Origin of the sequence: Pseudomonas sp. Leaf129 (assembly GCF_001423465.1) — a bacterium.
Taxonomy (GTDB): Bacteria; Pseudomonadota; Gammaproteobacteria; order Pseudomonadales; family Pseudomonadaceae; genus Aquipseudomonas; species Aquipseudomonas coleopterorum.
Genome location: NZ_LMOC01000007.1, coordinates 345,656 through 367,706 on the forward strand (window position 1 = coordinate 345,656; position 22,051 = coordinate 367,706).

The window sequence follows — 22,051 nt, forward strand, 5'->3', positions numbered from 1 at the left end:
TTACCTCATGCTGATCGCCGCCAACAAGGCTGTCTCCATCGAATACACCCTGACCAACGACGCTGGTGAGGTTATCGACAGCTCCGCCGGCGGCGCGCCGCTGGTTTATCTGCAGGGCGCTGGCAACATCATTCCTGGCCTGGAAAAGGCTCTGGAAGGCAAGCAGGTCGGTGACGACCTGGACGTGGCGATCGAGCCCGAAGATGCCTACGGCGAGTACGCGGCCGAACTGGTCAGCACCTTGTCACGCAGCATGTTCGAAGGCGTCGACGAGCTGGAAGTGGGCATGCAGTTCCACGCTTCCGCACCTGATGGCCAGATGCAGATCGTGACCATTCGTGACCTGGACGGCGACGACGTCACCGTCGACGGCAACCACCCGCTGGCCGGTCAGCGCCTGCACTTCAAGGTCAAGGTCGTCGACATCCGCGACGCCAGCCAGGAAGAAGTCGCGCACGGCCACGTGCACGGCGAAGGTGGTCACCACCATTGATCTGAGCACGGTGCTCCTCTTCGGAGCTACCTGGCGCAGATGCAAACAGGGGGCACGTCAGCGACGTGCCCCCTGTTTTTTGGCCTCCTGTAGGAGCGGTCATCGGCCGCGAAGGGTCAACTCGGTCTGGCTGACACGCAGCATGCGGTTCAGCCTTGGGGGCTCGTTGCAGTCCTCGCAAAGCTTGCCGAAGGTATCGGCGAGCAAGCGTTCGTCAGTTGCTGCTCGAACTGCTCGACGATCGCACCCCAACCCTGAAGCCGGGCATGTCGCCGCGCGTTGAGGCGGACCCTGCGCAGGTTCTCTTCGTCCTCCAGCAACCAGCCAGCGGCTTCCAGAAAGGCCGCCTCGTCGCCAGGCATGGCCAGCGCGCCGCTGTGGCCGTGGCGAATGTGCTGCGCTGCCGCGGCCTCATCGTAGGCCACCACGGCCAGGCCCGATGCCTGCGCTTCCAGCACCACATTGCCGAACGTCTCGGTGAGGCTGGGAAATACGAAGATGTCACCACTGGCGTAATGCTCCGCCAGCGCTTCGCCACGCAATGCCCCACAGAAAATCGCGTCGGGCACCTGCCGCTGCAGATCGCTGCGCCGACTGCCATCGCCGATCACGATCAGCCGGATAAGTCGCTGCGGATGCTGCGCCTGCAGGTAGGCAAACGTGCGCGCGAGCAGGTCCAGGTTCTTCTCCTGCGCAAGACGTCCGACATACAGCACAGCAAGGTCGCCCTCGCTCAGGCCCCAGCGATGGCGCAGGGCCGTGCTCCGCCGCCGAGGATGAAACAGCTGGCTGTCGACGCCGCGCGCCAGCAGATGCAAACGCTCGAAGCCTCGCCGTTGCAACTCCAGACGTTGGCTGATGCAGGGCACCAGGGTCATGCAGGTGCGACGGTGAAACCAGCGCAGATAATGGGTCACCAGACGTGCCAGCAGTCCCAGCCTGCAGTGTGCGGCGTATTGCTGAAAGTTGGTGTGGAAGCCGCTGACCACCGGGACACCCAAGCGCCGGGCGGCACGCAGCGCGCTCAAGCCCAAGGGGCCGGGCGTTGCGACATACACCACATCGGGCCGCCTCGACCGCCAGCGCCGCACCAGCCGCCCCATGGACGACTCGCCCCACTGCAGCCCAGGGTAGCCAGGAATCGGCCAGCCGCGACACAGCATCACATCATCGCTCGGCGCGCTGTCCTGCACTTGCCGGGGCCGCACTACATCCACATGGTGTCCACGGCCGCGCAATCCTTGGCACAAATGGTCGAGCGTGCTGGCAAGCCCGTTGATCTCGGGGGTGAAGGTTTCGGAGACGAGGGTGATATGGAGTGGGAGCGCTGTCATTCAGACAGTTTCGGGGACTTGTATTGCGTTGGTGTGGCGCATTCGTGAGGAATTCATGACGCCATCACCAGCGGTGCGAGCCGTGATCGGTCGCACCGCAAAGACTCACCCCCGCTCACGCACCCAGAACAACGTCGCCCCTGCCACCGCGGCCGGCATCATCAGGACGTTGACCCCCGGAATCAACAGCGCCAGGTAAACGATGCCGCCGAAACTCAGGCTGCGCCAGCGCTTCTGGCGTAGCCAGGCGAGCATGTCCTGCCAGCTCATCTTGTGGTTGTCGGCGGGGTAGTCGATGTATTGGATGGCCATCATCCACACACCGAACAGTAGCCACAGAGGCGCGGCGATGATGTTCAGCATGGGGATGAACGACAGGACGAACAGCGCCAGCGCACGGGGCAGGAAATAGCCGAGCTTGCGGGCTTCGCGAGCCAGAGTGCGCGGAATCATTTCGAGCAGTTCGGCCCAGCGAAAGGGCGGAAACTCGTCCTTGCCCCGAGCCACCACCTCGACCTTTTCCGACAGGAACCCGTTGAACGGGGCGGCGATGATATTGGCCAGCATGGTGAAGCTGAAAAACACCATGAACGCCACCAGCACGGCGAACAGCGGCCAGAGGATGAAGCTGAGGAAGCTCAGCCAGTGCGGCAAGCTCTGGATCAAGTGATCGACCCACCCGCTGAACAGGTGCCCAGCGAAGTAGATCAGGCCCACGAACAACACCAGGTTGATGCCCAGTGGCAGCAGCACGAACAAACGCAGCCCGGGAGACAAGACCATTTTCAGGCCTTCGCGCAGGTATTGCGGGCCGGACAGTGCAGGAACAGGCATGGACAACTCCAGGACAGTGAAAACGTGCTGACAGTACCGGCTTTACACGGGCGCGGGAACCACGGCAATGGCTGGTAACAACCTGGCGCGATCCTCACCTGTTGAAGATGTCCGCATAGAGGATGGCTATGGATCGGATTGCCAAAGGGTATTTCCCTAATCGGGCTTACGTCGTTAAGCTTGGCGCATTCGATTTTCAACCCTTCCTTTTGAAGTTTACGGGCTGGCGGCATTGAACCTTCCCCAAGGTGTCTTGCCAGTCCTTTTTATTCCAGCCGTACCGGATCGGCGTCAACGTCCGGCAGTCAGGAGCTCGTCATGTCTCAAGTTCGTCATTCCCGCGTGATCATCCTGGGTTCCGGCCCTGCCGGTTACAGCGCCGCCGTCTACGCTGCCCGCGCCAACCTCAAGCCGTTGCTGATCACCGGCATGCAGGCAGGCGGCCAGCTGACCACCACGACTGAAGTCGACAACTGGCCGGGCGACCCCCATGGTCTGACCGGGCCGGCCCTGATGGAGCGCATGCGCGAGCATGCCGAGCGTTTTGAAACCGAGATCGTCTTCGATCACATCAACGCTGTGGACTTTGCTGCCAAGCCGTTCACCCTGACTGGCGACAGCGCGACCTACACCTGCGATGCGCTGATCATCGCCACTGGCGCCAGTGCACGCTACCTGGGCCTGCCGTCGGAAGAGGCGTTCATGGGCAAGGGTGTTTCGGCCTGCGCGACCTGCGACGGTTTCTTCTACCGCAACCGCGAAGTTGCGGTGGTCGGCGGCGGCAACACCGCGGTCGAGGAAGCCCTCTACCTGGCCAACATCGCCAGCAAGGTCACCCTGGTGCACCGTCGCGATACCTTCCGTGCCGAGAAGATCCTGATCGACAAGCTGCATGCTCGCGTGGCGGAAGGCAAGATCGAGCTCAAGCTCAACGCCACGCTGGAAGAAGTGCTGGGCGACAACATGGGTGTGACCGGTGCGCGTCTGCGCAACAACGACGGCATTGCCGAAGAGCTGAAAGTCGATGGCGTGTTCATCGCCATCGGCCATACGCCAAACACCTCGCTGTTCGAAGGCCAGTTGGCCCTCAAGGACGGCTACATGGTGGTGCAGGGTGGCCGTGAAGGCAACGCGACTGCCACCAGCGTCGAGGGTGTATTCGCGGCCGGTGACGTGGCCGACCATGTATACCGTCAGGCAATTACTTCGGCCGGTGCTGGCTGCATGGCGGCGCTGGATGTGGAGCGTTATCTGGATGGGCTGGCCAACGCTTCGTTCTAAGCCCGAACCGCGGCGCGGCCTTCGCGGGTAGAACCCGCTCCCACAGTGGACCGCATCGCCTCTGGCAGTTGTTTCCAGCTACAAAGGGTGATGGACCGAACCCTGTGGGAGCGGGTTCTACCCGCGAAGAGGCCCTTGAGCCAGACACAAAAAAACCGACCTTGCGCGGTCGGTTTTTTCATGCCCGTCGATCAGCCCAGGCGGGCCAACGGCAGTTCGGAGAACGTCACCCCTGCCAGGCCATGCTCCATCAGATTGCGGATGTTGCCGTGATCGCTGCCTTCGGGCGTCGCCACCACCGAGCGGTAGTGTTCGCCGAACGCCAGCAATGCCTCTTCATCGCTCAGCCCTTCCAGCAGGGCCAGGCCCAACGTCTTGCACGAGCCTTCATTCTGGCCGGCCGCATTGTTCAGAGCACCGTTGCGGAAGGCCTGCGGTGTATAGGCATAGTGCTCGGCAACGAACGCCAGTGTCGTTGCGAACTGATGTTCGCCGCTGGCCAGGCTGGTGCGCAGCGCTTTCACATCATGCATTGGGCGTCCCCTTGGCGAAGGCCGCCTGCTGTTCGGCGCTGGCTTCCTGCTGGTACTGAGCCTTCCACTGCGCGTACGGCATGCCGTAGACCACTTCGCGGGCCTCGTCGAGGCTGACCTCGACCTGCTGCTCGTCGGCTGCCGCCTTGTACCATTTGGACAGGCAGTTGCGGCAGAACCCGGCCAGGTTCATCAGGTCGATGTTCTGCACATCCTTGCGCTCGTCCAGGTGCTTGACCAGACGGCGGAAGGCTGCGGCTTCCAGTTCCAGACATTGCTGTTCGTTCATGTCGCTCTCCAGCTGGGCGGCAACCGGTCAACGGCTGCCAGCGAGGGTAATCGAAACCGATTCGGCGAAGCGCAGCGCATGGGGCTTGTCGACTTCCACTTCGGCGTAGCGCACGGCGGTGTTCTGCATGACCAGGTCGAGAATTTCCTGGGTCAGGCGTTCGAGCAGGGCGAAACGATTGCCCTCCACGTGCTGGATCACCGCCTTGGTGATGGTGCGGTAGTTCAGGGCGTGCTCGATATCGTTGTCGCGCACCGCTTCGAGTGCCGGGTACAGAACGGTGAGGTTGATCAGCACGTCCTGTTTGTTGACGATTTCGTCTTCGTTGATACCGATGAAGGTGCGCAAGCGCAGGTCCTTGACCCGGATACGTGCCATTCCTGGCTGCAGTGGTGCCATCGTTGTGTGCTCCGCAGAATATTCGGGGTCAGCGCCGTGTCCGGGCTGGCAGGCAGGCGCTATTTTACGTGCCTGCCGCCGTTGACGGTCAAGGTGGTGCCCGTGACGTAGGGGTTTTCCAGCAGGTAGCGCAGGCTCTGGTAGATGACCTCGGCACCGGGCTCGATGCCCAGCGCCGATTTTGCCAGCGACTTGTAGCGATAGTCGGCGTCGTCGTCCGGGTTGAACAGGATCAGCGCCGGGGCAATGCCATTGACCTTGATCGCCGGGGCGAAGCGCGCGGCGAACGACAGGGTCAGGTTGTCCAGGCCCGCCTTGCTGGCGCAATAGGCCATGTGCTTGGCGCTGCCCTTGCGTGTGACGTCGTCGCTGATGTGGACGATATCGGCCGGGCTGGAGGCGCGCAGCAGGTCGGCGCAGTGCAGGTTGATCAGGTAGGGCGCCAGCATGTGCACGTTGACCATCTGCTGGAACGCAGCCGCTTCGTCTCCCGCGCTGTCCGCGATCCAGGCCGAGGCATTGTGAACGATGGCGCGCAACTGCGAGGTCTGCGCCTTGAGCGCATCGATGAACGCCAGAATGCCGGCCTCGCTGCCGAAGTCGGCATGGATGGTGACCGCCCCCATCTCGCGCAGATGAGCGACGGTTTCGCGCTCCTGGCGGTAGCTGATGATGACCGGCTGGCCTTCGCCCAACAGGCGTTCGGCGCAGTGCAGGCCGATGCGCTGGCTCGCACCGGTGATGAGGATCGGGTGGGGCATGGGGCGGGCTCTTCGTCGGCAGGTTGCTGCGCTGATTTATACCACAAAGCGCAGCAGGGCCGGCCGATCAGGCCACTTTGGCCTTGGGCAGCGGGGCGCGGGCCGGGGTGGCGTGCAACCAGTTGCGCAGCAGGCGCGTGGACAAGGGAATGAAGAAGAACACCATGATCGGGGTCAGGGCCAGGGTGCTGAGCATGATTCTGGGCACCAGGCTGATCTCGTTCAGCACGTGGCCGAACAGGAAGTTGAAGATCAGCGACACCGGAAAGAACGCCAGCCAGATGGCCACGGCCTGCTTCCAGCGCGGTGGACGCTGCAGGCCACTGTCGCCGAACCAGCCTTCGGTGCCGCTGACGCGGTGCACATGGGGTTGGGCGAACAGGTCGCTGCCACGGCCCAGCCACGAACGACGGGAAGCCGAATGCTCCCAGGCATGCAGGGTGGTTTCGTCGGCGAACCGGAAGATGATCTGGAATTCGTCGTCGCCTGGCGCAGGGGCCAGAACGCCAGAACCCAGGTAGCCCGGAAAGTCGGTGGCAAGCTGTTCGCCTTCATGCAGCCAGGCGATCAGATCCTGGTATTTGCCATCGGCCACGCGGCGCGCGACCATCAAGGTAACGGGGGAGGTAGACATTGTGTATCTCCAGACAGTCTGGTGCTCCGGGTAGGAGCCTCCATCGAATGCAGCGCCGGGGTGGTGGGCTGCATTTGAAATCAAGCAAGTATTATTCCCGAAAACGGTCGGTTGCACATCTACCGTCCGTTGGATCATCCGCAAACCTCAATGTACCCACAGCGGTTACACTGTCGATTCCTGTTCCTGGCAGCGGTTGACTAGCAATGAGCGAATCCGGCACCCGATTGCCTGGCGTGCAAGATGCAGCGCTGGACGAGCTGTACCCCATTCGCGAGGTGGCGCGACTGACCGGGATCAATCCCGTCACGTTGCGTGCCTGGGAGCGTCGCTATGGCCTGGTGCAGCCAACCCGCACTGAAAGCGGGCACCGTTTGTACTCCTTGGCCGATATCGAGGAGGTGCGCAGCATCCTGGGCTGGATCGAGCGCGGGGTGGCGGTGAGCAAGGTCGGCAAGATCCTCGCTCGTACCCAGCAGACCGAATCACCACCGCACAGCGCCGGCGACGAGCAGGGTGAATGGCAGCAGTGGCAGGAACGGGTCCGCCAATGCGTGCGCGAATTCGCCGAACCCAGGCTCGATCAGGTCTACGGTCAGGTGTTCTCCAGTTACCCACTGGCCGTGGCCTTCGAGCAGGTGCTCATGCCGGTATGGCAGGAACTGCTCGTGCACCAGGGCCACTTCGGCCAGGCCAGTGAATGGATCTTCCTCGATACATTCCTGCGTGCGCGCACGCTGCAACGCCTGCGCCTGACTGCCGATCAAGGACAGGACAGCCGCGTGGTGCTGGTGGCCATACCCGATCATTGCCGCGAACTCGAGCTTCAGGTGACCGGCCTGCTGTTGGGCGGACCGCAAGTGGACGTGCAGTTGCTGGGCTTGGGCCAGCCGCTCGAAGAGCTGAGCCTGGTCTGCGAAAAGCTCGCCCCACAGGCGCTCGTGCTGTTCTCCAACCGCCCGCCGGTGCCGGCGCTGATCCGGCAGTTGAAGCGATTGAACAACGCTTTGAGTTGCCCGCTGCTATTGGCCGGTGAGCTGTCCGAGACGGTCCAGGAAAGCCTTCAGTCTCCGGAAATCGTGTGTCTGGGCAGCGATGGACGCCTGATGCAGCGGCGTCTGCAGCAGTACCTGGCGGGCCATCTGGACAGCTGATTGGATCGGCGTCAGCTATGAAGTTGCGGATGCACCAGACGGTGCTGCTGCAGGATGAACTGACGCAGTGATTCGATCGCCCGGGCGTCGCTCTGGCTGAGGCGGTAGGCGAACAGGCCGTGCTCGGTTTCGCGAATCATCGAGCCGCGCAACGGAATCGGCGCGTAGCCTTCAGGCGTGAACCACAGCTGGAACCTGGCCGGCGCCTTGGCCCCATGGCGGGCCTCGAGCAGGGCGCCCTTGAAGGAAATGTCGCGAACCCAGAAGTCGCTGTCATGTCCTTCGCCATCGCGCAGCACGATGGGTTGGGTCAGACTCAACCGCCATGGACGCAGCATCGGCCCGTCTTCATAGATACTCGGCGCCCCCAGTTCCAGATGGGCCGCCTGGAAATCGTCCTCCACGATCTGCAACGGAAAGCTGATCTGCTGATTCTCCAGATGCGCCTCGATGGTGACCTGCTCATGGGAGGCCAGGCGCATCAGCAGCTCGCGCACCTGCGGCCCACCCTTCACCGAAACATTGAGAAGGGTATCGCGCACGTTGAGCTGCGGATTGGCCTGCATGGCCCGCAGGAAATCCAGCTCGTCCTGGGTCAGCAATACATCAGGCGGCATGGCGCACGCTCGCGGTGAAGGAGGATTCGATGCAGCCTCGAAAAATGTTCATCGTCGTCACGCTTGAGTCGAGGGGGTAGAGGGTTCGAGCTCGGCGACGCGTCGTTGCAGCGCTGCGACCTGCTGTTCCAGTTCGACGATACGCTGCTGCGCCGCGACCTCGCGGCTGACATCCTTCTGGATCCCGATGTAGTACATCAGTTGGTCGCTTTCGTTATGGACCGGCGTGATCGACAGCTCATTCCAGAAACAGCTGCCGTCCTTGCGATGGTTGCGCAGCACCTCGCGGCACGCTACGCCCTGATCGATCGCCTCGCGCACGCGCCGACGGGCCGGCTGGTCACGATCGTCACCCTGCAACAACCGGCAGTCCTGGTAGAGCATTTCCAGCGAGCTATAGCCGGTCATGCGTTCGAAGGCCGGATTGACGTAGATGAGGATATTGTCCTCGCCTTCCTGTTCGGCGACGACGATGCCGTCGTTCGACGCATCGATCACCCGTTGCAGCAGCTTTGCATTGATCATGTGAGAGGTTCCCTACCGTACAGCCTAGTCTAATTCATACGGGCCGCGGGAGGGGTCCGAGCACGTCAGATCTTGCCTTTCAATGCGTGAACGGGCTGTTAAGATCATGCCTTTGAATGGTTCGAGACAGTCATCATGAAAGTTGCCATCCTCAGCGGTTCGGTCTATGGCGCGGCCGAGGACGTCGCCCGGCATGCCGAACAGCTGCTCAAGCGACAGGATATCCAAGCCTGGCACAACCCCAGGGCCACTGTGCAGGAGATTCTGACGTTCGCACCCCAGGCGCTGCTGGCGGTGACGTCAACCACTGGAATGGGGGAACTGCCGGACAACATCATGTCGCTGTACGCACAGTTGCGCGACGAGCTGCCGGCGGCATTGCGCGGATTGCCCGGTGGCGTCATTGCACTGGGCGACTCCAGCTACGACCTTTATTGCGGCGGTGGCGAGCAGATGCGCGAGCTGTTCGCCGAACTGGGCATCCATGAAGTGCAGGGCATGCTGCGCCTGGACGCCAGCGAAACCGTCAACCCGGAAGCCGACGCAGAACCCTGGCTGGCGCAGTTCGTGGAAGCACTGCGCAGCTGACCATCAGTCCTGCTCGGCACTGTCGGCCGTGGCCGTGAGCAGCTCGTTCAATGCATCGGGCTGACTCTTGAACGCCTTGGCGAAAATGTCGCGGTTTTTCGCCATGTAGATCCCGGCGTCTTCGACCTGCTTGTCGTCGAGCGACGGCACGGCTTTCTTCAGGACGTCTGCGAGCAGCTCGGCCAGCTCGAGCATTTTGTCGTGACGATCGGCTTCAGCTTTGTCCATAAACAGGCGCTCCAGATCTCGGCTGCTGCGGTATACCACTTCGACGGCCATTGACCACCTCATATGCCTAGGGAATTTGGTTCAGTACAACTACTGTTCGTTTATACAGTGCCAAGCATAAGGCAAATCTCTACGCTTGAACAGCCGTGCCGACGAGGTGCCCTGCGACAGTGTGGCTGCTTCTCATCAGCCGGGGCTGGCCCTTATGCTGCATGCGCTAAACGAGCATAGGCGCTCGGCCGCCGCTCTCAATCGGTTCGCATAAGGAACACAGGCAATGAAATGGGCTGAAAAGCTTCGAGGGAGCCTGCACGCTCAGGCCGATTCGCTGGGCAATCTGTGCGTGGAGTCTTTCCACTACCTGGCACTGTTCGGGATCGGTGCCATCACCGCTTGGGCAGCCGTCAGTGCTTTTCTGGGAATGGTGGAGAAGGGCAGTGTAAGCGTGGATGACATCCTGCTGCTGTTCATCTACCTGGAGCTGGGTGCGATGGTGGGGATCTATTTCAAGACCAACCACATGCCTATCCGCTTTCTGCTGTATGTGGCCATCACCGCGCTGACACGCCTGCTGATCGGCGATGTCTCGCACCATAACGCACCGGATGTGGGCATCATCTACCTGTGCGGCGGAATCCTGCTCCTGGCGTTCGCCATCCTGGTGGTGCGCTACGCGTCGTCGCGCTATCCGTCGGTGAAAGAGAAATCGGACAGCTAGGCCGAACACCGGCCTATCAGAGGCTGGCGGACACCGGTGCGGCCTGAGCGGTCGCAGCGTGAAGGGCCGGCTTGCTGCCCAGCTTGTCGACGTTGCCGGCATCGGTCATTGCCGCCAGCATCTGCATGGCGCTGCCGCCTTGCTCGATGGCCATGCCGAACTTGATGCTTTCGATCAAGCGGCGCATGCGCTTGGGGTCGTTGCGCTGTTCGGCGGTGATCATCCGCTTGGCAGCGACACCTCGCTCGTTGGACAGAGTCAGCATGATGCTGCCATCCAGGCGCTGGATGCTCAAGTTGACGCGGTATTCGGGCTGGAACGCGTCGCTCAGGGCTTGGAATGGATTATCCATGAGGTACTACCTGTCATAGTCGAACTTTGTTAATGGACTGGACGATTAGTTGCTGGTTCCAGACCGCTGGTCGGCTTCATACTTCATCCTTTGCTATATGTAACCGCTCTTTACTTCGCTGCCATGCGATGTAGCAATCGCCGTGCCCGGATCGTGAAACTTATTTACAGGCAATAAAAAAGGCGAGCTCGTGGCTCGCCTTTTTTCGTAGGGCAGGACTCAGGACTTGCTGTTGAGCACCTGCTCGTTTTCCAGAAACTCCTCTTCGAGCAGCGCCTCGTTCGGGCCGTCGGGAATGGTCTGCGTGTTGGCTGCACGCTTATTGCGCAGCCTGCCGAACAAATGCTCCAAGGCATGGCTGAGCTTCTCGGCAGCGCCGTCGATCGCCAGCTCCAGCGTTTCTGCCTTGTGGGTCACGGAGATGGGCTGATGCCCCTTTGGCCGTGCTTCCATCTGGCAGCGCATGTCGTCAGGACCGGATTTCTGGCCATTTTCGTCGGCCAGATGGACCTCCACGCGGGTGAGGTCTTCCTGGTAATGCTCGACTGCGCCTTCCACTACGGTGCGTACCCACTCCTGCAGGCGGGCGTCGCCTTGAATATGGTTATCGCTATTGACCTGGATCTGCATAGTTCATCCCTTATTCGGCTTTCTCGCTTGAGATTCGATGACTGATTATCATCGCCTCTTGAAGTACAAGGTCAGGGAGTTGAAGAAACAATTCAACCCCTTGATGAAGATAAATATTCAGTAACTTTTCCGAACTTTTCATGAAATAAGTGCGAAGCCTGATATTTCTGGTCCTGCGGACACGGCCCGCGTCCCGCTGCCGCAGGGGATGCACCTGCAGCAGGGGCTGGCCGACGGCCTTAGGCACAGACCCTAGAAGGCGACCGAGGTCTGCACGTAGACCGTGCGCGGCTCACCCACGTATTTGCCCTTGTTGTTGTCGTCGAAGGAGCGGGTGTAGTACTGGTGGTTGAAGATGTTCTTCACACCCACCGCCACGTTGAGGTCGGACAGCTGCGGCCCGAAATCGTAGCCGGCGCGGGTGCTGAAGAGCATGTAGCCGGGAATGCGTCCGGTGCTGCCATCGGCGCTTTCGGCCTGGGTGTTGGCGTTGTCGGCGAACTGGCTGCTCTGGTAGGTGCTGTCCAGGTCGAGCTTCCAGGGGCCCTGGGTGTAACCAACGCCCAGGGTGCCCTTGTGGCGTGAGGAAAACGGTACGCGGTTACCCTTGTTCGGCCCATCTTCGCGGATGGTCGCATCCACGAACGCATAGCTGGCGTGGACGTCGAAGCCGGCCAGGGCCGGGCTCAAGTCGTCCAGGGCGTAATTGATGCTGGTCTCGATGCCCTGATGCCGGGTTTCGCCACGCGCGATCACGGTGTCGTTGGTCTGGTTGCTGTCGTACTGGTTATCGAAGTTGATCAGGAATGCGCCGATTTCCGCACGCAGGTTGCCGTTGTCGTAGCGTGTCCCCAGCTCCCAGGTGCGGGCTTTTTCCGGTTTCACTTCGCCGCCGGTCACGCGGTTGGGCATCTGGCTGTATTGCACGCTGCCGAACGAGCCTTCGGTGTTGGCGTACAGGTTCCAGTTTTCGTTGACGTGGTAGAGCACGTTCAGCGCCGGCAGGGCGGTGGTGTAGTCGCCCTGGTATTTGACGTTGCTCAGGTTGTTGGTCTGCTGCGAGTCGATCATCTCGTAGCGGATACCCGGTGTGAACGTCCAGCGGCCGATGTCGATACGATCGTCGATGTAGAGGGCGTGAGCCTGGGTGCCGCCGCGGGTGTCGCGGTCGTTGCGGCTGTCGGTGCTCGGCAGTTGCTGGTTGGCGCTGATCGGTGTGCGGTAGCGCAACTCGTGGCCCGCCTCGCTGATGTAGCGGTAGCCAACGCTCATCTCGTGCTGGGTCTGGCCCAGATCGAAGCCTTGCGAGAAGCGTGTTTCCACACCCCGTACCCAATATTCGCGAGGCGACAGCGAGAGGAAATTGCCCTGGTCCAGGTAGCCACTGCGCAGGGTTTTGGTGAAGAAGGTGTTGGCGGTGAACTCGCGGCGATCTTCCTGATAGCGATAGCCGAAGTTGACCATGGTGCGGCGGCCCCAGAACTTGTCGTAGCGTCGGGTCGACTGGTAAGGGTCGGCCTTGTAGTCGGCCGCGCTGAGGCCGCCGGGCATGTCGGCTTCACCTTCGTAGTACTGGGCTTCGGCATTGAGGCTGTTGGCTTCGTCGATCTGGTACTTGCCCTTGAGGATCAGGTCGTCGATCTGGGTATCGCTGTGTTCGCGCCAGTCACTGCCGCGCACGCCGGAGTAGAGCACGGCGCCGCCCAGGCCGTTGTCGGCGGTGCCACCTGCCAGCAGGTTGCCCGTGGTCTTCAAGCCGTCCTGGCTCGACGAGGGGCTGACCTGGGTCTGGAACCCGCCTTTCACGGTCGGAGCATCGGGAATGGCACGGGTCACGAAGTTGACGATGCCACCGACGTTCTGCGGGCCATAGCGCACGGCGCCGCCACCGCGGACCACGTCGACGGCGTCCATGTTGCCCATGCTGACCGGTGCGAACGACAGCTGCGGCTGGCCATAGGGCGCAAACGGCACCGGGATGCCGTCCATCAACACCGTGGAGCGGGTCGCCAGCCGTGGGTTGAGTCCACGGATGCCGAAGTTCATCGCCATGTCATGGCTGCCCGTGCCGTTGTTCTGCGGCGCGTTGACCCCCGGTATGCGGTTGAGAACCTCACGGGCGCTGGTGGCACCGGTGCGTTCGAAGTCTTCGCGGCGCACCACGTCGCGCGCGCCGGGGTGTTCGAAGACGTTGGTCTGCTCGGCGGCGCCGAGCCAGTCGCCCACTACGCTCGAGGCGCCCAGCTCGACGGCGGCACCGGGACTGCCGGGTTGTGCCAGCGAGGCAGGCTCCAGGCTGTAGGCACCGTCACCCAGAGCGCGCGCCTGCAAGCCCGTGCCTTCGAGCAACACCGCCAGTCCCTGTTCCACGGTGTACGCGCCTTGCAGGCCAGGGCTGGGCTGGTCTGCCAGGGTGGTCGAGCCGAACGAAATCAGCACGCCGGCCTGACGGCCGAACTGGGTGACTGCGCTTTCGACCGAGGCGGGCGCGATCTGGTACTCGCGAGTGGTGCCATCGGCGGCCACGGCGTGCGGCAGTTGAGCTACGCTCACGGCAGTGCCGAGCAACAGGCAGCGCAGGGCGCGGGCGAGCGGGGTGGGCAGGTTGGACATGCGGCGTTTCCAGGCAGGATGTAGGGAGAGTTACCCTGTCTGTCACGCGAGCAAGGCAAAACGGCTCAAGAAAGATGTAAAAAACTTTCGGCAACGTACGGGTGACTAGACGCGGGCTTGCACCGTGACCCAATAGCGGGTGAAACGGCGGACTTTCACCGGCAATGCGGCCTCCAGCGAATCGAGAATCTTCTCGGTGTCGCCCAGGGGGAAACTGCCCGACAGCAACAGGTTGGCCACCAACGTGTCGCAGTCCAGTTGGCCACGGCGATAGCGGCCCACTTCGGCCAGGAAGTCGCCCAGGCGCATGTGTGCGGCGATCAGCATGCCGTCGACCCACGCACCGCTGTTGGCGTCCAGCGGCCGCGCGGCAGTGAAACGCTGGCGATCGAACTCGACCTGCTGGCCGCCGGCCAGGCGCAGCGGACCGCCCTGCAACCCTGTGGGCTCAATGGCAACCGCACCCCGCAAAGCCTGCACCTGGGTGCTGCCCGGCAACTGGCGAACGTTGACCTGCGCGCGGTCAGCGGTCACCAGCCCTTGATCGGTGCTGATGCGCAAGGGCCGTGCATCGGCCCCTGCGGTGAGCATGATTTCGCCTTCGAGCAGGCGGATCAGGCGCTGACCTGCGTCGAAGCGTACGTCCACCGCACTGGTGGTGTTGAGGTTGATTCGGCTGCCGTCGTCCAACTGCAACTGGCGACGCTGGCCCAGCGGGCTGCGATAGTCGGCCACCAGCGGCGGCAGCCAATGCTGTTGACGCAGGGCCAAGGTGGTTGCCCCAGCCATCCCGAGCAGGAGGAGCGTCTTGAGTGCGCGCCGACGGCCTGGCGAGTAGGGCGAGCCCACGGTGGCCTGCGCCAAGGGACCGGGCAGGCCGGCAAATTGTTGATTGACCTTTTGGATGTGCTCCCAGGCGCGGCGGTGTTCGCCGTCGGCGTGCAGCCATCGCTGCCACGCCTGCTGCTGGCGTGGGTCGAGCGCCCCCTCCTGCAGTTCGAGCCACCATTGCACGGCCTGCTCGGCCACGTGTGGGGAAAACGTGCGCGCCTCGTTCACAGTGCGAAGTAGCAGCGCATGGCTGCCTTGTGCAGGTAGCGCTTGACCGTGGCCAGGGAAATGCCGAGTTCGTCGGCGATGTCCTGGTAGCCCAGGCCATCGACCTGCGCCAGCAGAAAGGCGCGCTTGACCAGCACCGGCAGGCCATCGAGGAGCGCATCCAGCTCCAGCAGGGTCTGCAGGATGATCGCTCGGTGCTCTTCGCTGGGCGCGAGCGGCTCGGGCATCTGGCTCAGGGCTTCCAGATAGGCACGCTCCAGATCCTGACGGCGGTAGTGATTGAACAGCACACGCTTGGCGACCGTGGTGAGAAAGGCGCGGGGCTCGCGGATGGGCGTGACTTCACGCGCACTCAACAGGCGCATGAAGGTGTCCTGGGCAAGGTCGGCGGCATTGTCCGGACAGCCCAGGCGGCTGCGCAGCCATTCGGTCAGCCAGCGGCGATGTACGAGGTAGAGGCCCTCGACCGATTGCGAGGCAGGGGAAGTCACAGCGGTCACCGCGAACACTCCGGCGCCATGGGGTGCGCAGCAGAATAAGAATTGTTCGTATCTTACGGATGTGCCGGTAGTTGGGCAAGCTAGCACGCACTGCACGGGCCTGGAAAAGCGTTGCATTGCACGATAAATGCCAGCGAGCTTTGCACATGAGAATATTTATCATTATTATCAGCGCGATTGCGCGATGCATCCGTACGTTCGAAGGTCATTCATGAGAAGCAGAATCGGTGGGGTGTCGACCTCGTATCGTTGGGCCGTGGCCTCCCGTGTCTTGGCTGCCGTCTTTGGCGGCTATGTCCTGGCGGCCCTGGCGAGCGTGTGCATCGCCTGGCTGTTGCCCATGGCGCGCGGCGAAGCCGTGGTCAGTGCCATGATGCTGTCGTTCCTGGTGTACCTGGTGGCCGTGCTCTGGTGCTTCGCCTCGCACAGCGCCAGCCGGGCCTGGATCGGCCTGGCCAAGCCAGGTCTCGTCCTGGCCGCGCTGGCAGCGCTTGTGCACTGGCAGCATCTGCCGTGAGAGAGGGCTTTCGCCAGGCGATGGCGTGGCTGCATACCTGGGCGGGGCTGGTGTTCGGCTGGCTGCTGTTCGCCATTTTCCTCACCGGAACCCTGTCCTATTTCAAGGACGAGATCAGCCACTGGGCCCAGCCCGAAGTGCCGGTGCGAGCGGTCGATGCCCGTACCAGCCTGGCGCAGGCGCAGGCCTACCTGCAGGCCAACGCCGGGCAGTCGCCACGCTGGTTCATCAGCCTGCCGGATGCCCGCGAGCCCGCGCTCTCGGTCATGTGGCAGGATCCGAACAAGAGCGGGCGCGGTGCCTTCACCCGTCACACCCTGGATCCGCAGACCGGCCAGCGCGTCGAGGCACGCGACAGCCGCGGCGGCGACTTCTTCTACCGCTTCCACTACCAACTGCAGATGGGCTACCCCTGGGGGCGCTGGCTGAGCAGCCTGGCGGCGATGGTCATGCTGGTGACGCTGGTCACCGGGATCATCACCCACAAGAAGATCTTCAAGGAGTTCTTCACCTTTCGCCCCGGCAAGGGCGCGCGCTCCTGGCTCGACGGGCACAACGCAGTCGGCGTGCTGGTGCTGCCCTTTCACCTGATGATCACCTACAGCAGCCTGGTGATCTTCATGACCATGCTCATGCCAGCGAGCATCGTCAGCCGCTACGATGGCGATACCCAGGCGTTCTTCAACGAAATCTATCCCGGCAACCAGCGGGTCGCCGCCGCCGGGCAGCCCGCGCCGCTGGTGGATCTGGGCGTGCTGTACGAGCGTGCGCTGCAACAATGGCCTGGAGGCAGGATTGGCCGCGTCGCGGTGCAACTGCCGGGCGATGCCAATGCCCAGGTCCAATTCAGCCGTCATGAGGGTGATACCGTGAGCCGTGACGCGGGCGCGGCGATCACCTTCGCCGGCTCCACGGGCGCGGTACTTGAACTGCCGCGCGACAGCGCCACACCGATGGTGGTGGCGGGCACGTTCTACGGCCTGCACATGGGCCTGTTCGCTGGGCCTGTGTTGCGCTGGCTGTATTTCTTCTGCGGCCTGGGCAGTACGTTGCTGATCGGCACGGGCCTGGTCATGTGGTTGGGCAAGCGTCAGCTCAAGCACGCCCGCAGCGGTGTGCGGCCCTTCGAGCTGCGCCTGGTCGAGGTGTTGAACGTCGCCGGCATGGCGGGACTGGTGTTGGCGGTCACTGGTTTCCTGTGGGCCAACCGGCTGCTACCGGCGACCTATCCGGACCGTGCCGGTATCGAAGTCGACAGCTTTTTCATCGTTTGGTTGCTGAGCATCGTGCATGCTGCCGTGCGCAGTGGCAGCAAGGCCTGGATCGAGCAATTGGGTGTGGCGGCCATTGCCTTGGCAGGGTTGCCGTTGTTGAGCCTGCTGACCACCGAGCATGGTCTGCCGACGTCCATCGCTGCGGGCGACTGGGTGCTGGCCGGCGTCGATCTCAGTGCCTTGGGGTGCGGTCTGGTGCTGGCCTGGGTGGTCATGAAGATCCGGCGTCGCACAGCCCTGGCAGCATTGCCGATCGCACGCGCGGCCCGTACGCGTGCGTCCACGCCCAGCGAGGTGCACTGATGTTGGCAGCAGGCCTGCTCAGCTATGCCGGTTTCAGTGCCTTGTGCCTGGCCATGGAGCGCCATCACCAGGAAATGCTCGGGCGTCGGCCCAGCCCGTCGCGCAAGGTGCAGCTGCGGGTCGCGGGTTGGGCGCTGCTGGCTCTGTCGCTGTGGGTCTCAGTGCTCAGCGCTGGCTGGGCGATGGGGCTGGTGCGCTGGACGGCGGTGTTGATGGGCAGCGCGGTGTTTCTGGTGTGGTTGCTGCCGTACCGGCCACGTTGGGCGCTGGTACTGGCAGCGGCGGGCCTTTTGCTGGGGCTGCTGGCGGCTGTTGCGCGCTGGTAGCGTCCGCTGTTCGACACTGCGTTTTAGCGCTGCCGTCAGGTAAAGGCCAAGCGATACTCGCCCGGCGACACTCCGCCTGCCTGGCGAAATCGGTTGCTGAAGTGGCTGGCACTGGCGAAGCCACAGGCCAGCCCCACCTCACCCAATGGCAGCTGCGTCTGGCGCAGCAGCGAGCGGGCACGAGCGATCCGTCGAGCCAGTACGTACTGGTGCGGTGGCAAGCCGAAGCTGGTACGAAACATCCGCGCGAAGTGGTATTCGGACAGGCTGCACAAGGCCGCCAGCTGGCCCAGGCTCAGTGGCTCGGCCAACTGCGCTTCGATGAAGTCACGCAGCAGGCGCCGCTGATGAGGTGCAAGTCCACCCTTGAGCCGCAGTTGCGGACGCGCGGACACTTGGCTGAGCAGGGCATGGGCGAGCATTTCATGGGCCAAGGTGCTGGTCAGCACACGCTCGCCCGGCTCGGTCCAGTTGAGCGCGATCAAGCGTGCAAAACGCTGCGCCTGCGCCGGATCTTCCAGGAACGTGTTTTCCCGCAGTTGCATTTCCCGCGGTTCGCGGTCCAGCAGGGTCACGCAGCCCAGCGCGAACTGTTCTGCGCTGAAATACAGGTGGGCGAGACGAATGTCGCCGTTGATGACCCACGCCGACTCATGTCCGGCGGGCAGTATGCACTGCTTGCCGGGCGCGCCTTTTTCCCACGGTCGATCGCGGCGAAAGGTGCCCGTGCCGCCGCCGATGTAGCAGGACAAGGTGTGATGGGTCGGCGCCTGATATTCCTGGGCGTCGTGATGGTTGCGCCACAACGCGGCCACCATCGAATCGCCCAGCTCGGCGCTGTGCTCGAGGCGCGCGTGGCGCGAGTTGTGTAGCGCCTGAAACACTTGCAGGTTCAGCAAAGCCGTCATGATCGATACCCCCGTGCCCATGGTACTGCGTCGCGCACGGGCCGCCAGTACGGTGACGGAAAAAGCGCAAGTTTGTGCAAGCCGTCAGCGGCCGCCGCTCGGACAATGCGCCTCTGACCCAGGAGGGCATCGCCATGAATCTTTCGCTGTATCTGCTTACCGTCTTGATCTGGGGAACGACCTGGATTGCGCTCAAGCTGCAACTGGGCGTGGTCGAGATTCCCGTGTCCATCGTCTACCGCTTCGGCCTGGCCGCGCTGGTGCTGTTCGCGATCCTGCTGGCCACGCGGCGGCTGCAAGTGATGAACCGCCGTGGCCATCTCATCTGCGTGGCGCAGGGGCTGTGCCTGTTCTGCGTGAACTTCATGTGTTTTCTCACCGCCAGCCAATGGATCCCCACTGGGCTGCTGGCGGTGGTGTTTTCCACGGCCAGCTTGTGGAATGCGCTCAACGCGCGGATCTTTTTCGGCCAGCGGATCACCCCTAACGTCATCGGTGCAGGGGCTTTGGGCTTTCTCGGTCTGGGTCTGTTGTTCTGGCCCGAGCTCTCGGCTCACGACGCCAGCCCGCAGACCTTGCTTGGCCTCGGGTTGGGGCTGTTGGGTACGCTATGTTTCTCGGCGGGCAACATGCTCTCCAGCGTGCAGCAGAAAGCCGGGCTGCGGCCCTTGACCACCAACGCCTGGGGCATGCTGTATGGCGCTCTGCTGCTCACCGGCTATTGTCTGCTGCGAGGTACGCCCTTCGGCATGGAGTGGAGCCTGCGCTACGTTGGCTCGCTGCTGTACCTGGTGATACCCGGTTCGGTGATCGGCTTCACGGCCTACCTGACCCTGGTAGGGCGCATGGGCGCCGACCGCGCGGCCTATTGCACGGTGCTGTTCCCCGTGGTGGCGTTGAATGTCTCGGCGTATGCGGAAGGGTATCAGTGGACCGCGCAGGCGCTCGGCGGGCTGGTGCTGGTGATGCTGGGCAACGTGCTGGTGTTCCGCAAGGGCAGCAGACCTGCGACGCCTGCGCCGATGGCGACGCAGGACGCTCAGGTTCACGGTACCCAGGTGCGGGTGCGGACTAGCCCTTGAGGGTCTGCGGATTAACCAGGTCCTGAGGGCGCTTGCCGAGCAAGGCGGCGGTCAGGTTGTCAATGGCTCGGTTGGCCATGGCGTCGCGAGTCTGCGCCGTGGCCGAGCCGATGTGCGGCAGCGTCACGACGTTGCCCAGCTTGAACAAGGGCGATTCGGCCAGGGGTTCCTTCTCGTAGACATCCAGGCCGGCGCCGCGCAGGGTGCCGTCGCGCAGGGCTTGCACCAGTGCCGCTTCGTCGACCACCGGTCCGCGAGAGATGTTCACCAGAATGGCACTCTTCTTCATCTGCGCCAGCTCGGCCGTGCCGATCATGTGCCGGGTCTTGTCGCTGAGCGGCACCACCAGGCAGACGAAATCGGCTTCGGCCAGCAGTTGCTCGAGGCTGCGAAACTGCGCGCCCAGCTCTTGTTCGAGTTCGGGCTTGCGACTGTTGCCGCTGTACAGGATAGGCATGTCGAAGCCAAGGTGGCCGCGGCGCGCCACGGCGGCGCCGATATTGCCCAGGCCGACGATGCCCAGGGTCTTGCCGTACACATCGGTGCCGAACTGGTCGGCACCGACACTGGCTTTCCAGTTGCCGGCCTTGGTCCACGCATCCAGTTCGGCCACGCGCCGCGCGCTGCTCATGATCAGCGCGAAGGCCAGGTCGGCCGTGCTCTGGGTCAGCACGTCGGGCGTATTGGTGAGCATGATGCCGCGTTCGTTGAAGTAGCCGACGTCGTAGTTGTCGTAACCCACCGAAACGCTGGAGACCACTTCGAGCAGGGCGGCATCGGCCAGTTGCTTGCGGCCCAGCGGCCGACCGGCGCCGATCAGGCCATGGGCCTTGGGCAGGGCTTCGTTGAATTGCGCGGCGATGTCACCCGCCTTGGGGTTGGGCACGATGACGTCGAAATGGGCTTCGAGCCGCTCGACCATGGCGGGGGAAATGCGGCTGAACGCGAGGACGGTTTTTTTCATTGGGGTTGTGCTCGTCGGGAGGTGAATGTGAGCACGCTAACATTCCCGATCGAGCAGAAACAATCCCGCGTCAGTTGGCGATCTGCAGGTCGAAGGTCTGCAGGTCGGCATCGTGCGCCGCGAGGATGTCGGGCAGCGAACCGCGCAGGTATTCCACCCAGGTCTTGATCTTCGCGTCCAGGTATTGCCGGGACGGGTAGATGGCGTACAGGTTCAGCTCCTGCAGGCGGTACTCGGGCAGCATGCGCACCAGGGTGCCGTTGCGCAGGCCGTCGATGGCCGCGTAGATGGGCAATACGCCCACGCCCATGCCACTGCTGATGGCGGTCTTCATGGCGTCGGCCGAATTGACCTGGAACGGCGCGTTGCTGATGTTGACCATCTCCTGGCCGTCGGGACCCTGGAACAGCCACTTTTCCAGCTGCACCACCGGGCTCACCAGGCGCAGACAGGCATGTTCGCGCAGATCGCCGGGCGTGCGCGCCGAGCCGTTCGCCTTCACGTATTCGGGAGAGGCGCAGACGATGCTGTAGGTGATGCCCAGGCGTTGCGACACGAACCCGGAGTCTGGCAGCTCGCTGGCCAGGACGATGGACACGTCATAGCCTTCGTCGAGCAGGTCGGGCACGCGGTTGGCCAGGGTCAGGTCGAAGGTCACGTCCGGATGAGTGCGCCGGTAGCGCGCGATGGCGTCGATCACGAAGTGCTGGCCGATGCCGGTCATGGTGTGCACTTTCAACTGCCCCGAAGGCCGTGCATGGGCGTCGCTGGCTTCGGCTTCGGCTTCCGCGACATAGGTCAGGATCTGCTCGCAGCGCACCAGGTAGCGTTTGCCGGCTTCGGTCAGCGCGATGCGCCGGGTCGTGCGGTTGAGCAGGCGGGTTTGCAGGTGTGCTTCGAGGTTGGACACCGCGCGCGATACGTTGGCGGTGGTGGTGTCCAGTTGTGCGGCGGCGGCGGTGAAACTGCCCGCTTCGGCCACGCAGGTGAACGCACGCATGTTTTGCAAGGTGTCCATGATTCGGTCTCTGGTTCGACGGACAAATTGTCGCATGAAGCCACAATTATACAGAAGGATTATCACCGGTTCGGTAATAAAGAATCGCAGGAAATCCAGCTTATCGGCGCCCCGAAG

The 22,051-nt window shown here is 63.0% G+C and carries 27 protein-coding genes; 9 read left to right on the forward strand and 18 right to left on the reverse strand.

The annotated features are described in order from the left end of the window. Nucleotides 1-7 precede the first annotated feature (7 nt). Entirely contained in the window at nucleotides 8-493 is a 486-nt protein-coding gene (locus ASF66_RS13165; protein ID WP_049861221.1) for an FKBP-type peptidyl-prolyl cis-trans isomerase, read from the forward strand. A gap of 149 nt (nucleotides 494-642) precedes the next feature. On the opposite strand, the gene ASF66_RS13170 is transcribed toward ASF66_RS13165, so the two are convergent. Together ASF66_RS13170 and cysZ are read right to left on the reverse strand one after the other, a co-directional pair. After that, nucleotides 643-1,827, reverse strand: a complete 1,185-nt coding sequence (locus ASF66_RS13170) for a glycosyltransferase family 4 protein (protein WP_056844153.1) — start codon at nucleotides 1,825-1,827, stop codon at nucleotides 643-645. A gap of 105 nt (nucleotides 1,828-1,932) precedes the next feature. Then, nucleotides 1,933-2,661 carry a sulfate transporter CysZ gene (gene cysZ / locus ASF66_RS13175; protein ID WP_056844154.1) on the reverse strand — a complete coding sequence of 243 codons (729 nt, stop codon included), beginning with the start codon at nucleotides 2,659-2,661 and terminating at the stop codon, nucleotides 1,933-1,935. Nucleotides 2,662-2,979: 318 nt separating this feature from the next. On the opposite strand from cysZ, the gene trxB reads away from it, so the two are divergent. Further along, nucleotides 2,980-3,942: a thioredoxin-disulfide reductase gene (gene trxB, locus ASF66_RS13180; RefSeq protein WP_056844155.1), complete on the forward strand. Its 963-nt coding sequence runs from the start codon at nucleotides 2,980-2,982 to the stop codon at nucleotides 3,940-3,942. A gap of 191 nt (nucleotides 3,943-4,133) precedes the next feature. Here the strand turns inward: trxB and ASF66_RS13185 are convergent, their stop codons facing one another. The 5 genes from ASF66_RS13185 to ASF66_RS13205 all read right to left on the reverse strand — a co-directional run bounded on the left by ASF66_RS13185 (nucleotide 4,134) and on the right by ASF66_RS13205 (nucleotide 6,558). After that, nucleotides 4,134-4,475, reverse strand: coding sequence for a HopJ type III effector protein (locus ASF66_RS13185; RefSeq protein ID WP_056844156.1), 342 nt, complete (start codon nucleotides 4,473-4,475; stop codon nucleotides 4,134-4,136). Continuing rightward, nucleotides 4,468-4,764: a DUF1244 domain-containing protein gene (locus tag ASF66_RS13190; protein ID WP_056844157.1), complete on the reverse strand. Its 297-nt coding sequence runs from the start codon at nucleotides 4,762-4,764 to the stop codon at nucleotides 4,468-4,470. Before ASF66_RS13190 ends, ASF66_RS13185 begins: the two co-directional genes overlap by 8 nt. Nucleotides 4,765-4,791: 27 nt before the next feature. Next, a complete protein-coding gene (gene folX / locus ASF66_RS13195) occupies nucleotides 4,792-5,163 on the reverse strand; it encodes a dihydroneopterin triphosphate 2'-epimerase (RefSeq protein WP_049861227.1) in 372 nt (123 codons plus the stop codon). Nucleotides 5,164-5,222: 59 nt separating this feature from the next. Continuing rightward, on the reverse strand, nucleotides 5,223-5,924 hold the full coding sequence (gene folM, locus ASF66_RS13200) for a dihydromonapterin reductase (RefSeq protein WP_049861228.1): 702 nt from the start codon (nucleotides 5,922-5,924) through the stop codon (nucleotides 5,223-5,225). A 67-nt stretch (nucleotides 5,925-5,991) separates the two neighbouring features. Beyond that, on the reverse strand, nucleotides 5,992-6,558 hold the full coding sequence (locus ASF66_RS13205; RefSeq protein WP_049861229.1) for an antibiotic biosynthesis monooxygenase: 567 nt from the start codon (nucleotides 6,556-6,558) through the stop codon (nucleotides 5,992-5,994). A 206-nt stretch (nucleotides 6,559-6,764) separates the two neighbouring features. Here ASF66_RS13205 and ASF66_RS13210 point away from each other — a divergent pair, with 206 nt between their 5' ends. After that, nucleotides 6,765-7,712 (forward strand): MerR family transcriptional regulator, encoded by a 948-nt coding sequence (locus ASF66_RS13210; RefSeq protein ID WP_056844158.1) that lies wholly within the window; start codon nucleotides 6,765-6,767, stop codon nucleotides 7,710-7,712. A gap of 11 nt (nucleotides 7,713-7,723) precedes the next feature. On the opposite strand, the gene ASF66_RS13215 is transcribed toward ASF66_RS13210, so the two are convergent. Continuing rightward, complete coding sequence (locus ASF66_RS13215) at nucleotides 7,724-8,329, reverse strand: PilZ domain-containing protein (protein WP_056844159.1); 606 nt, start codon at nucleotides 8,327-8,329, stop codon at nucleotides 7,724-7,726. A 57-nt stretch (nucleotides 8,330-8,386) separates the two neighbouring features. Beyond that, nucleotides 8,387-8,854: a PAS domain-containing protein gene (locus ASF66_RS13220; RefSeq protein WP_056844160.1), complete on the reverse strand. Its 468-nt coding sequence runs from the start codon at nucleotides 8,852-8,854 to the stop codon at nucleotides 8,387-8,389. A 135-nt stretch (nucleotides 8,855-8,989) separates the two neighbouring features. Between ASF66_RS13220 and ASF66_RS13225 the strand changes: the two genes are divergently transcribed. Beyond that, complete coding sequence (locus ASF66_RS13225; RefSeq protein ID WP_056844161.1) at nucleotides 8,990-9,442, forward strand: flavodoxin; 453 nt, start codon at nucleotides 8,990-8,992, stop codon at nucleotides 9,440-9,442. Nucleotides 9,443-9,445: 3 nt separating this feature from the next. Here ASF66_RS13225 and ASF66_RS13230 read toward each other — a convergent pair whose 3' ends face one another. Continuing rightward, on the reverse strand, nucleotides 9,446-9,721 hold the full coding sequence (locus ASF66_RS13230) for a YebG family protein (RefSeq protein ID WP_049861234.1): 276 nt from the start codon (nucleotides 9,719-9,721) through the stop codon (nucleotides 9,446-9,448). Nucleotides 9,722-9,947: 226 nt separating this feature from the next. Here ASF66_RS13230 and ASF66_RS13235 point away from each other — a divergent pair, with 226 nt between their 5' ends. Next, the gene (locus tag ASF66_RS13235) at nucleotides 9,948-10,388 is read left to right on the forward strand and encodes a phosphate-starvation-inducible protein PsiE (RefSeq protein ID WP_049861235.1); all 441 of its coding nucleotides are present in this window, start codon (nucleotides 9,948-9,950) and stop codon (nucleotides 10,386-10,388) included. 16 nt (nucleotides 10,389-10,404) lie between these two features. Here ASF66_RS13235 and ASF66_RS13240 read toward each other — a convergent pair whose 3' ends face one another. From ASF66_RS13240 to ASF66_RS13260, 5 genes are all read right to left on the reverse strand, one after another. Next, complete coding sequence (locus ASF66_RS13240; protein ID WP_056844162.1) at nucleotides 10,405-10,740, reverse strand: DUF3509 domain-containing protein; 336 nt, start codon at nucleotides 10,738-10,740, stop codon at nucleotides 10,405-10,407. A gap of 219 nt (nucleotides 10,741-10,959) precedes the next feature. Continuing rightward, nucleotides 10,960-11,370: an HPF/RaiA family ribosome-associated protein gene (locus tag ASF66_RS13245; protein WP_056844163.1), complete on the reverse strand. Its 411-nt coding sequence runs from the start codon at nucleotides 11,368-11,370 to the stop codon at nucleotides 10,960-10,962. Nucleotides 11,371-11,622: 252 nt separating this feature from the next. Continuing rightward, a complete protein-coding gene (gene fecA / locus ASF66_RS13250; protein WP_056844164.1) occupies nucleotides 11,623-13,983 on the reverse strand; it encodes a TonB-dependent Fe(3+) dicitrate receptor FecA in 2,361 nt (786 codons plus the stop codon). 105 nt (nucleotides 13,984-14,088) lie between these two features. After that, nucleotides 14,089-14,997: a FecR domain-containing protein gene (locus ASF66_RS13255; RefSeq protein WP_236707107.1), complete on the reverse strand. Its 909-nt coding sequence runs from the start codon at nucleotides 14,995-14,997 to the stop codon at nucleotides 14,089-14,091. Between the two features lie 41 nt (nucleotides 14,998-15,038). Then, a complete protein-coding gene (locus tag ASF66_RS13260) occupies nucleotides 15,039-15,533 on the reverse strand; it encodes a sigma-70 family RNA polymerase sigma factor (RefSeq protein ID WP_056844292.1) in 495 nt (164 codons plus the stop codon). Nucleotides 15,534-15,753: 220 nt separating this feature from the next. Between ASF66_RS13260 and ASF66_RS13265 the strand changes: the two genes are divergently transcribed. From ASF66_RS13265 to ASF66_RS13275, 3 genes are read left to right on the forward strand one after another with little or no spacing between them, the layout of a single operon-like run. Beyond that, complete coding sequence (locus tag ASF66_RS13265; RefSeq protein ID WP_056844166.1) at nucleotides 15,754-16,059, forward strand: DUF3649 domain-containing protein; 306 nt, start codon at nucleotides 15,754-15,756, stop codon at nucleotides 16,057-16,059. Continuing rightward, nucleotides 16,056-17,636, forward strand: coding sequence for a PepSY-associated TM helix domain-containing protein (locus ASF66_RS13270; protein WP_056844167.1), 1,581 nt, complete (start codon nucleotides 16,056-16,058; stop codon nucleotides 17,634-17,636). The genes ASF66_RS13265 and ASF66_RS13270 overlap by 4 nt, the downstream gene beginning before the upstream one ends. Continuing rightward, on the forward strand, nucleotides 17,636-17,962 hold the full coding sequence (locus ASF66_RS13275; RefSeq protein WP_056844168.1) for a DUF3325 domain-containing protein: 327 nt from the start codon (nucleotides 17,636-17,638) through the stop codon (nucleotides 17,960-17,962). The genes ASF66_RS13270 and ASF66_RS13275 overlap by 1 nt, the downstream gene beginning before the upstream one ends. A gap of 35 nt (nucleotides 17,963-17,997) precedes the next feature. Here ASF66_RS13275 and ASF66_RS13280 read toward each other — a convergent pair whose 3' ends face one another. Then, the gene (locus ASF66_RS13280) at nucleotides 17,998-18,870 is read right to left on the reverse strand and encodes a helix-turn-helix domain-containing protein (protein ID WP_056844293.1); all 873 of its coding nucleotides are present in this window, start codon (nucleotides 18,868-18,870) and stop codon (nucleotides 17,998-18,000) included. A 134-nt stretch (nucleotides 18,871-19,004) separates the two neighbouring features. Between ASF66_RS13280 and ASF66_RS13285 the strand changes: the two genes are divergently transcribed. Continuing rightward, complete coding sequence (locus tag ASF66_RS13285) at nucleotides 19,005-19,952, forward strand: DMT family transporter (RefSeq protein WP_056844294.1); 948 nt, start codon at nucleotides 19,005-19,007, stop codon at nucleotides 19,950-19,952. Here ASF66_RS13285 and ASF66_RS13290 read toward each other — a convergent pair. Together ASF66_RS13290 and ASF66_RS13295 are read right to left on the reverse strand one after the other, a co-directional pair. Beyond that, nucleotides 19,942-20,916, reverse strand: coding sequence for a 2-hydroxyacid dehydrogenase (locus tag ASF66_RS13290; protein ID WP_056844169.1), 975 nt, complete (start codon nucleotides 20,914-20,916; stop codon nucleotides 19,942-19,944). The two genes, ASF66_RS13285 and ASF66_RS13290, sit on opposite strands and share 11 nt — an antisense overlap. 70 nt (nucleotides 20,917-20,986) lie before the next feature. Beyond that, nucleotides 20,987-21,934, reverse strand: a complete 948-nt coding sequence (locus ASF66_RS13295) for a LysR family transcriptional regulator (RefSeq protein WP_049861244.1) — start codon at nucleotides 21,932-21,934, stop codon at nucleotides 20,987-20,989. Nucleotides 21,935-22,051 lie beyond the last annotated feature (117 nt).

What these genes read in the sequence shown, in the direction of transcription:
- ASF66_RS13165 (WP_049861221.1), top strand. Translation starts at nt 8, where the DNA reads ATGCTGATCGCCGCCAACAAGGCTGTCTCCATCGAATACACCCTGACC.
- ASF66_RS13170 (WP_056844153.1), bottom strand. Translation starts at nt 1,827, where the DNA reads ATGACAGCGCTCCCACTCCATATCACCCTCGTCTCCGAAACCTTCACC.
- cysZ (WP_056844154.1), bottom strand. Translation starts at nt 2,661, where the DNA reads ATGCCTGTTCCTGCACTGTCCGGCCCGCAATACCTGCGCGAAGGCCTG.
- trxB (WP_056844155.1), top strand. Translation starts at nt 2,980, where the DNA reads ATGTCTCAAGTTCGTCATTCCCGCGTGATCATCCTGGGTTCCGGCCCT.
- ASF66_RS13185 (WP_056844156.1), bottom strand. Translation starts at nt 4,475, where the DNA reads ATGCATGATGTGAAAGCGCTGCGCACCAGCCTGGCCAGCGGCGAACAT.
- ASF66_RS13190 (WP_056844157.1), bottom strand. Translation starts at nt 4,764, where the DNA reads ATGAACGAACAGCAATGTCTGGAACTGGAAGCCGCAGCCTTCCGCCGT.
- folX (WP_049861227.1), bottom strand. Translation starts at nt 5,163, where the DNA reads ATGGCACCACTGCAGCCAGGAATGGCACGTATCCGGGTCAAGGACCTG.
- folM (WP_049861228.1), bottom strand. Translation starts at nt 5,924, where the DNA reads ATGCCCCACCCGATCCTCATCACCGGTGCGAGCCAGCGCATCGGCCTG.
- ASF66_RS13205 (WP_049861229.1), bottom strand. Translation starts at nt 6,558, where the DNA reads ATGTCTACCTCCCCCGTTACCTTGATGGTCGCGCGCCGCGTGGCCGAT.
- ASF66_RS13210 (WP_056844158.1), top strand. Translation starts at nt 6,765, where the DNA reads ATGAGCGAATCCGGCACCCGATTGCCTGGCGTGCAAGATGCAGCGCTG.
- ASF66_RS13215 (WP_056844159.1), bottom strand. Translation starts at nt 8,329, where the DNA reads ATGCCGCCTGATGTATTGCTGACCCAGGACGAGCTGGATTTCCTGCGG.
- ASF66_RS13220 (WP_056844160.1), bottom strand. Translation starts at nt 8,854, where the DNA reads ATGATCAATGCAAAGCTGCTGCAACGGGTGATCGATGCGTCGAACGAC.
- ASF66_RS13225 (WP_056844161.1), top strand. Translation starts at nt 8,990, where the DNA reads ATGAAAGTTGCCATCCTCAGCGGTTCGGTCTATGGCGCGGCCGAGGAC.
- ASF66_RS13230 (WP_049861234.1), bottom strand. Translation starts at nt 9,721, where the DNA reads ATGGCCGTCGAAGTGGTATACCGCAGCAGCCGAGATCTGGAGCGCCTG.
- ASF66_RS13235 (WP_049861235.1), top strand. Translation starts at nt 9,948, where the DNA reads ATGAAATGGGCTGAAAAGCTTCGAGGGAGCCTGCACGCTCAGGCCGAT.
- ASF66_RS13240 (WP_056844162.1), bottom strand. Translation starts at nt 10,740, where the DNA reads ATGGATAATCCATTCCAAGCCCTGAGCGACGCGTTCCAGCCCGAATAC.
- ASF66_RS13245 (WP_056844163.1), bottom strand. Translation starts at nt 11,370, where the DNA reads ATGCAGATCCAGGTCAATAGCGATAACCATATTCAAGGCGACGCCCGC.
- fecA (WP_056844164.1), bottom strand. Translation starts at nt 13,983, where the DNA reads ATGTCCAACCTGCCCACCCCGCTCGCCCGCGCCCTGCGCTGCCTGTTG.
- ASF66_RS13265 (WP_056844166.1), top strand. Translation starts at nt 15,754, where the DNA reads ATGAGAAGCAGAATCGGTGGGGTGTCGACCTCGTATCGTTGGGCCGTG.
- ASF66_RS13275 (WP_056844168.1), top strand. Translation starts at nt 17,636, where the DNA reads ATGTTGGCAGCAGGCCTGCTCAGCTATGCCGGTTTCAGTGCCTTGTGC.
- ASF66_RS13280 (WP_056844293.1), bottom strand. Translation starts at nt 18,870, where the DNA reads ATGACGGCTTTGCTGAACCTGCAAGTGTTTCAGGCGCTACACAACTCG.
- ASF66_RS13285 (WP_056844294.1), top strand. Translation starts at nt 19,005, where the DNA reads ATGAATCTTTCGCTGTATCTGCTTACCGTCTTGATCTGGGGAACGACC.
- ASF66_RS13290 (WP_056844169.1), bottom strand. Translation starts at nt 20,916, where the DNA reads ATGAAAAAAACCGTCCTCGCGTTCAGCCGCATTTCCCCCGCCATGGTC.
- ASF66_RS13295 (WP_049861244.1), bottom strand. Translation starts at nt 21,934, where the DNA reads ATGGACACCTTGCAAAACATGCGTGCGTTCACCTGCGTGGCCGAAGCG.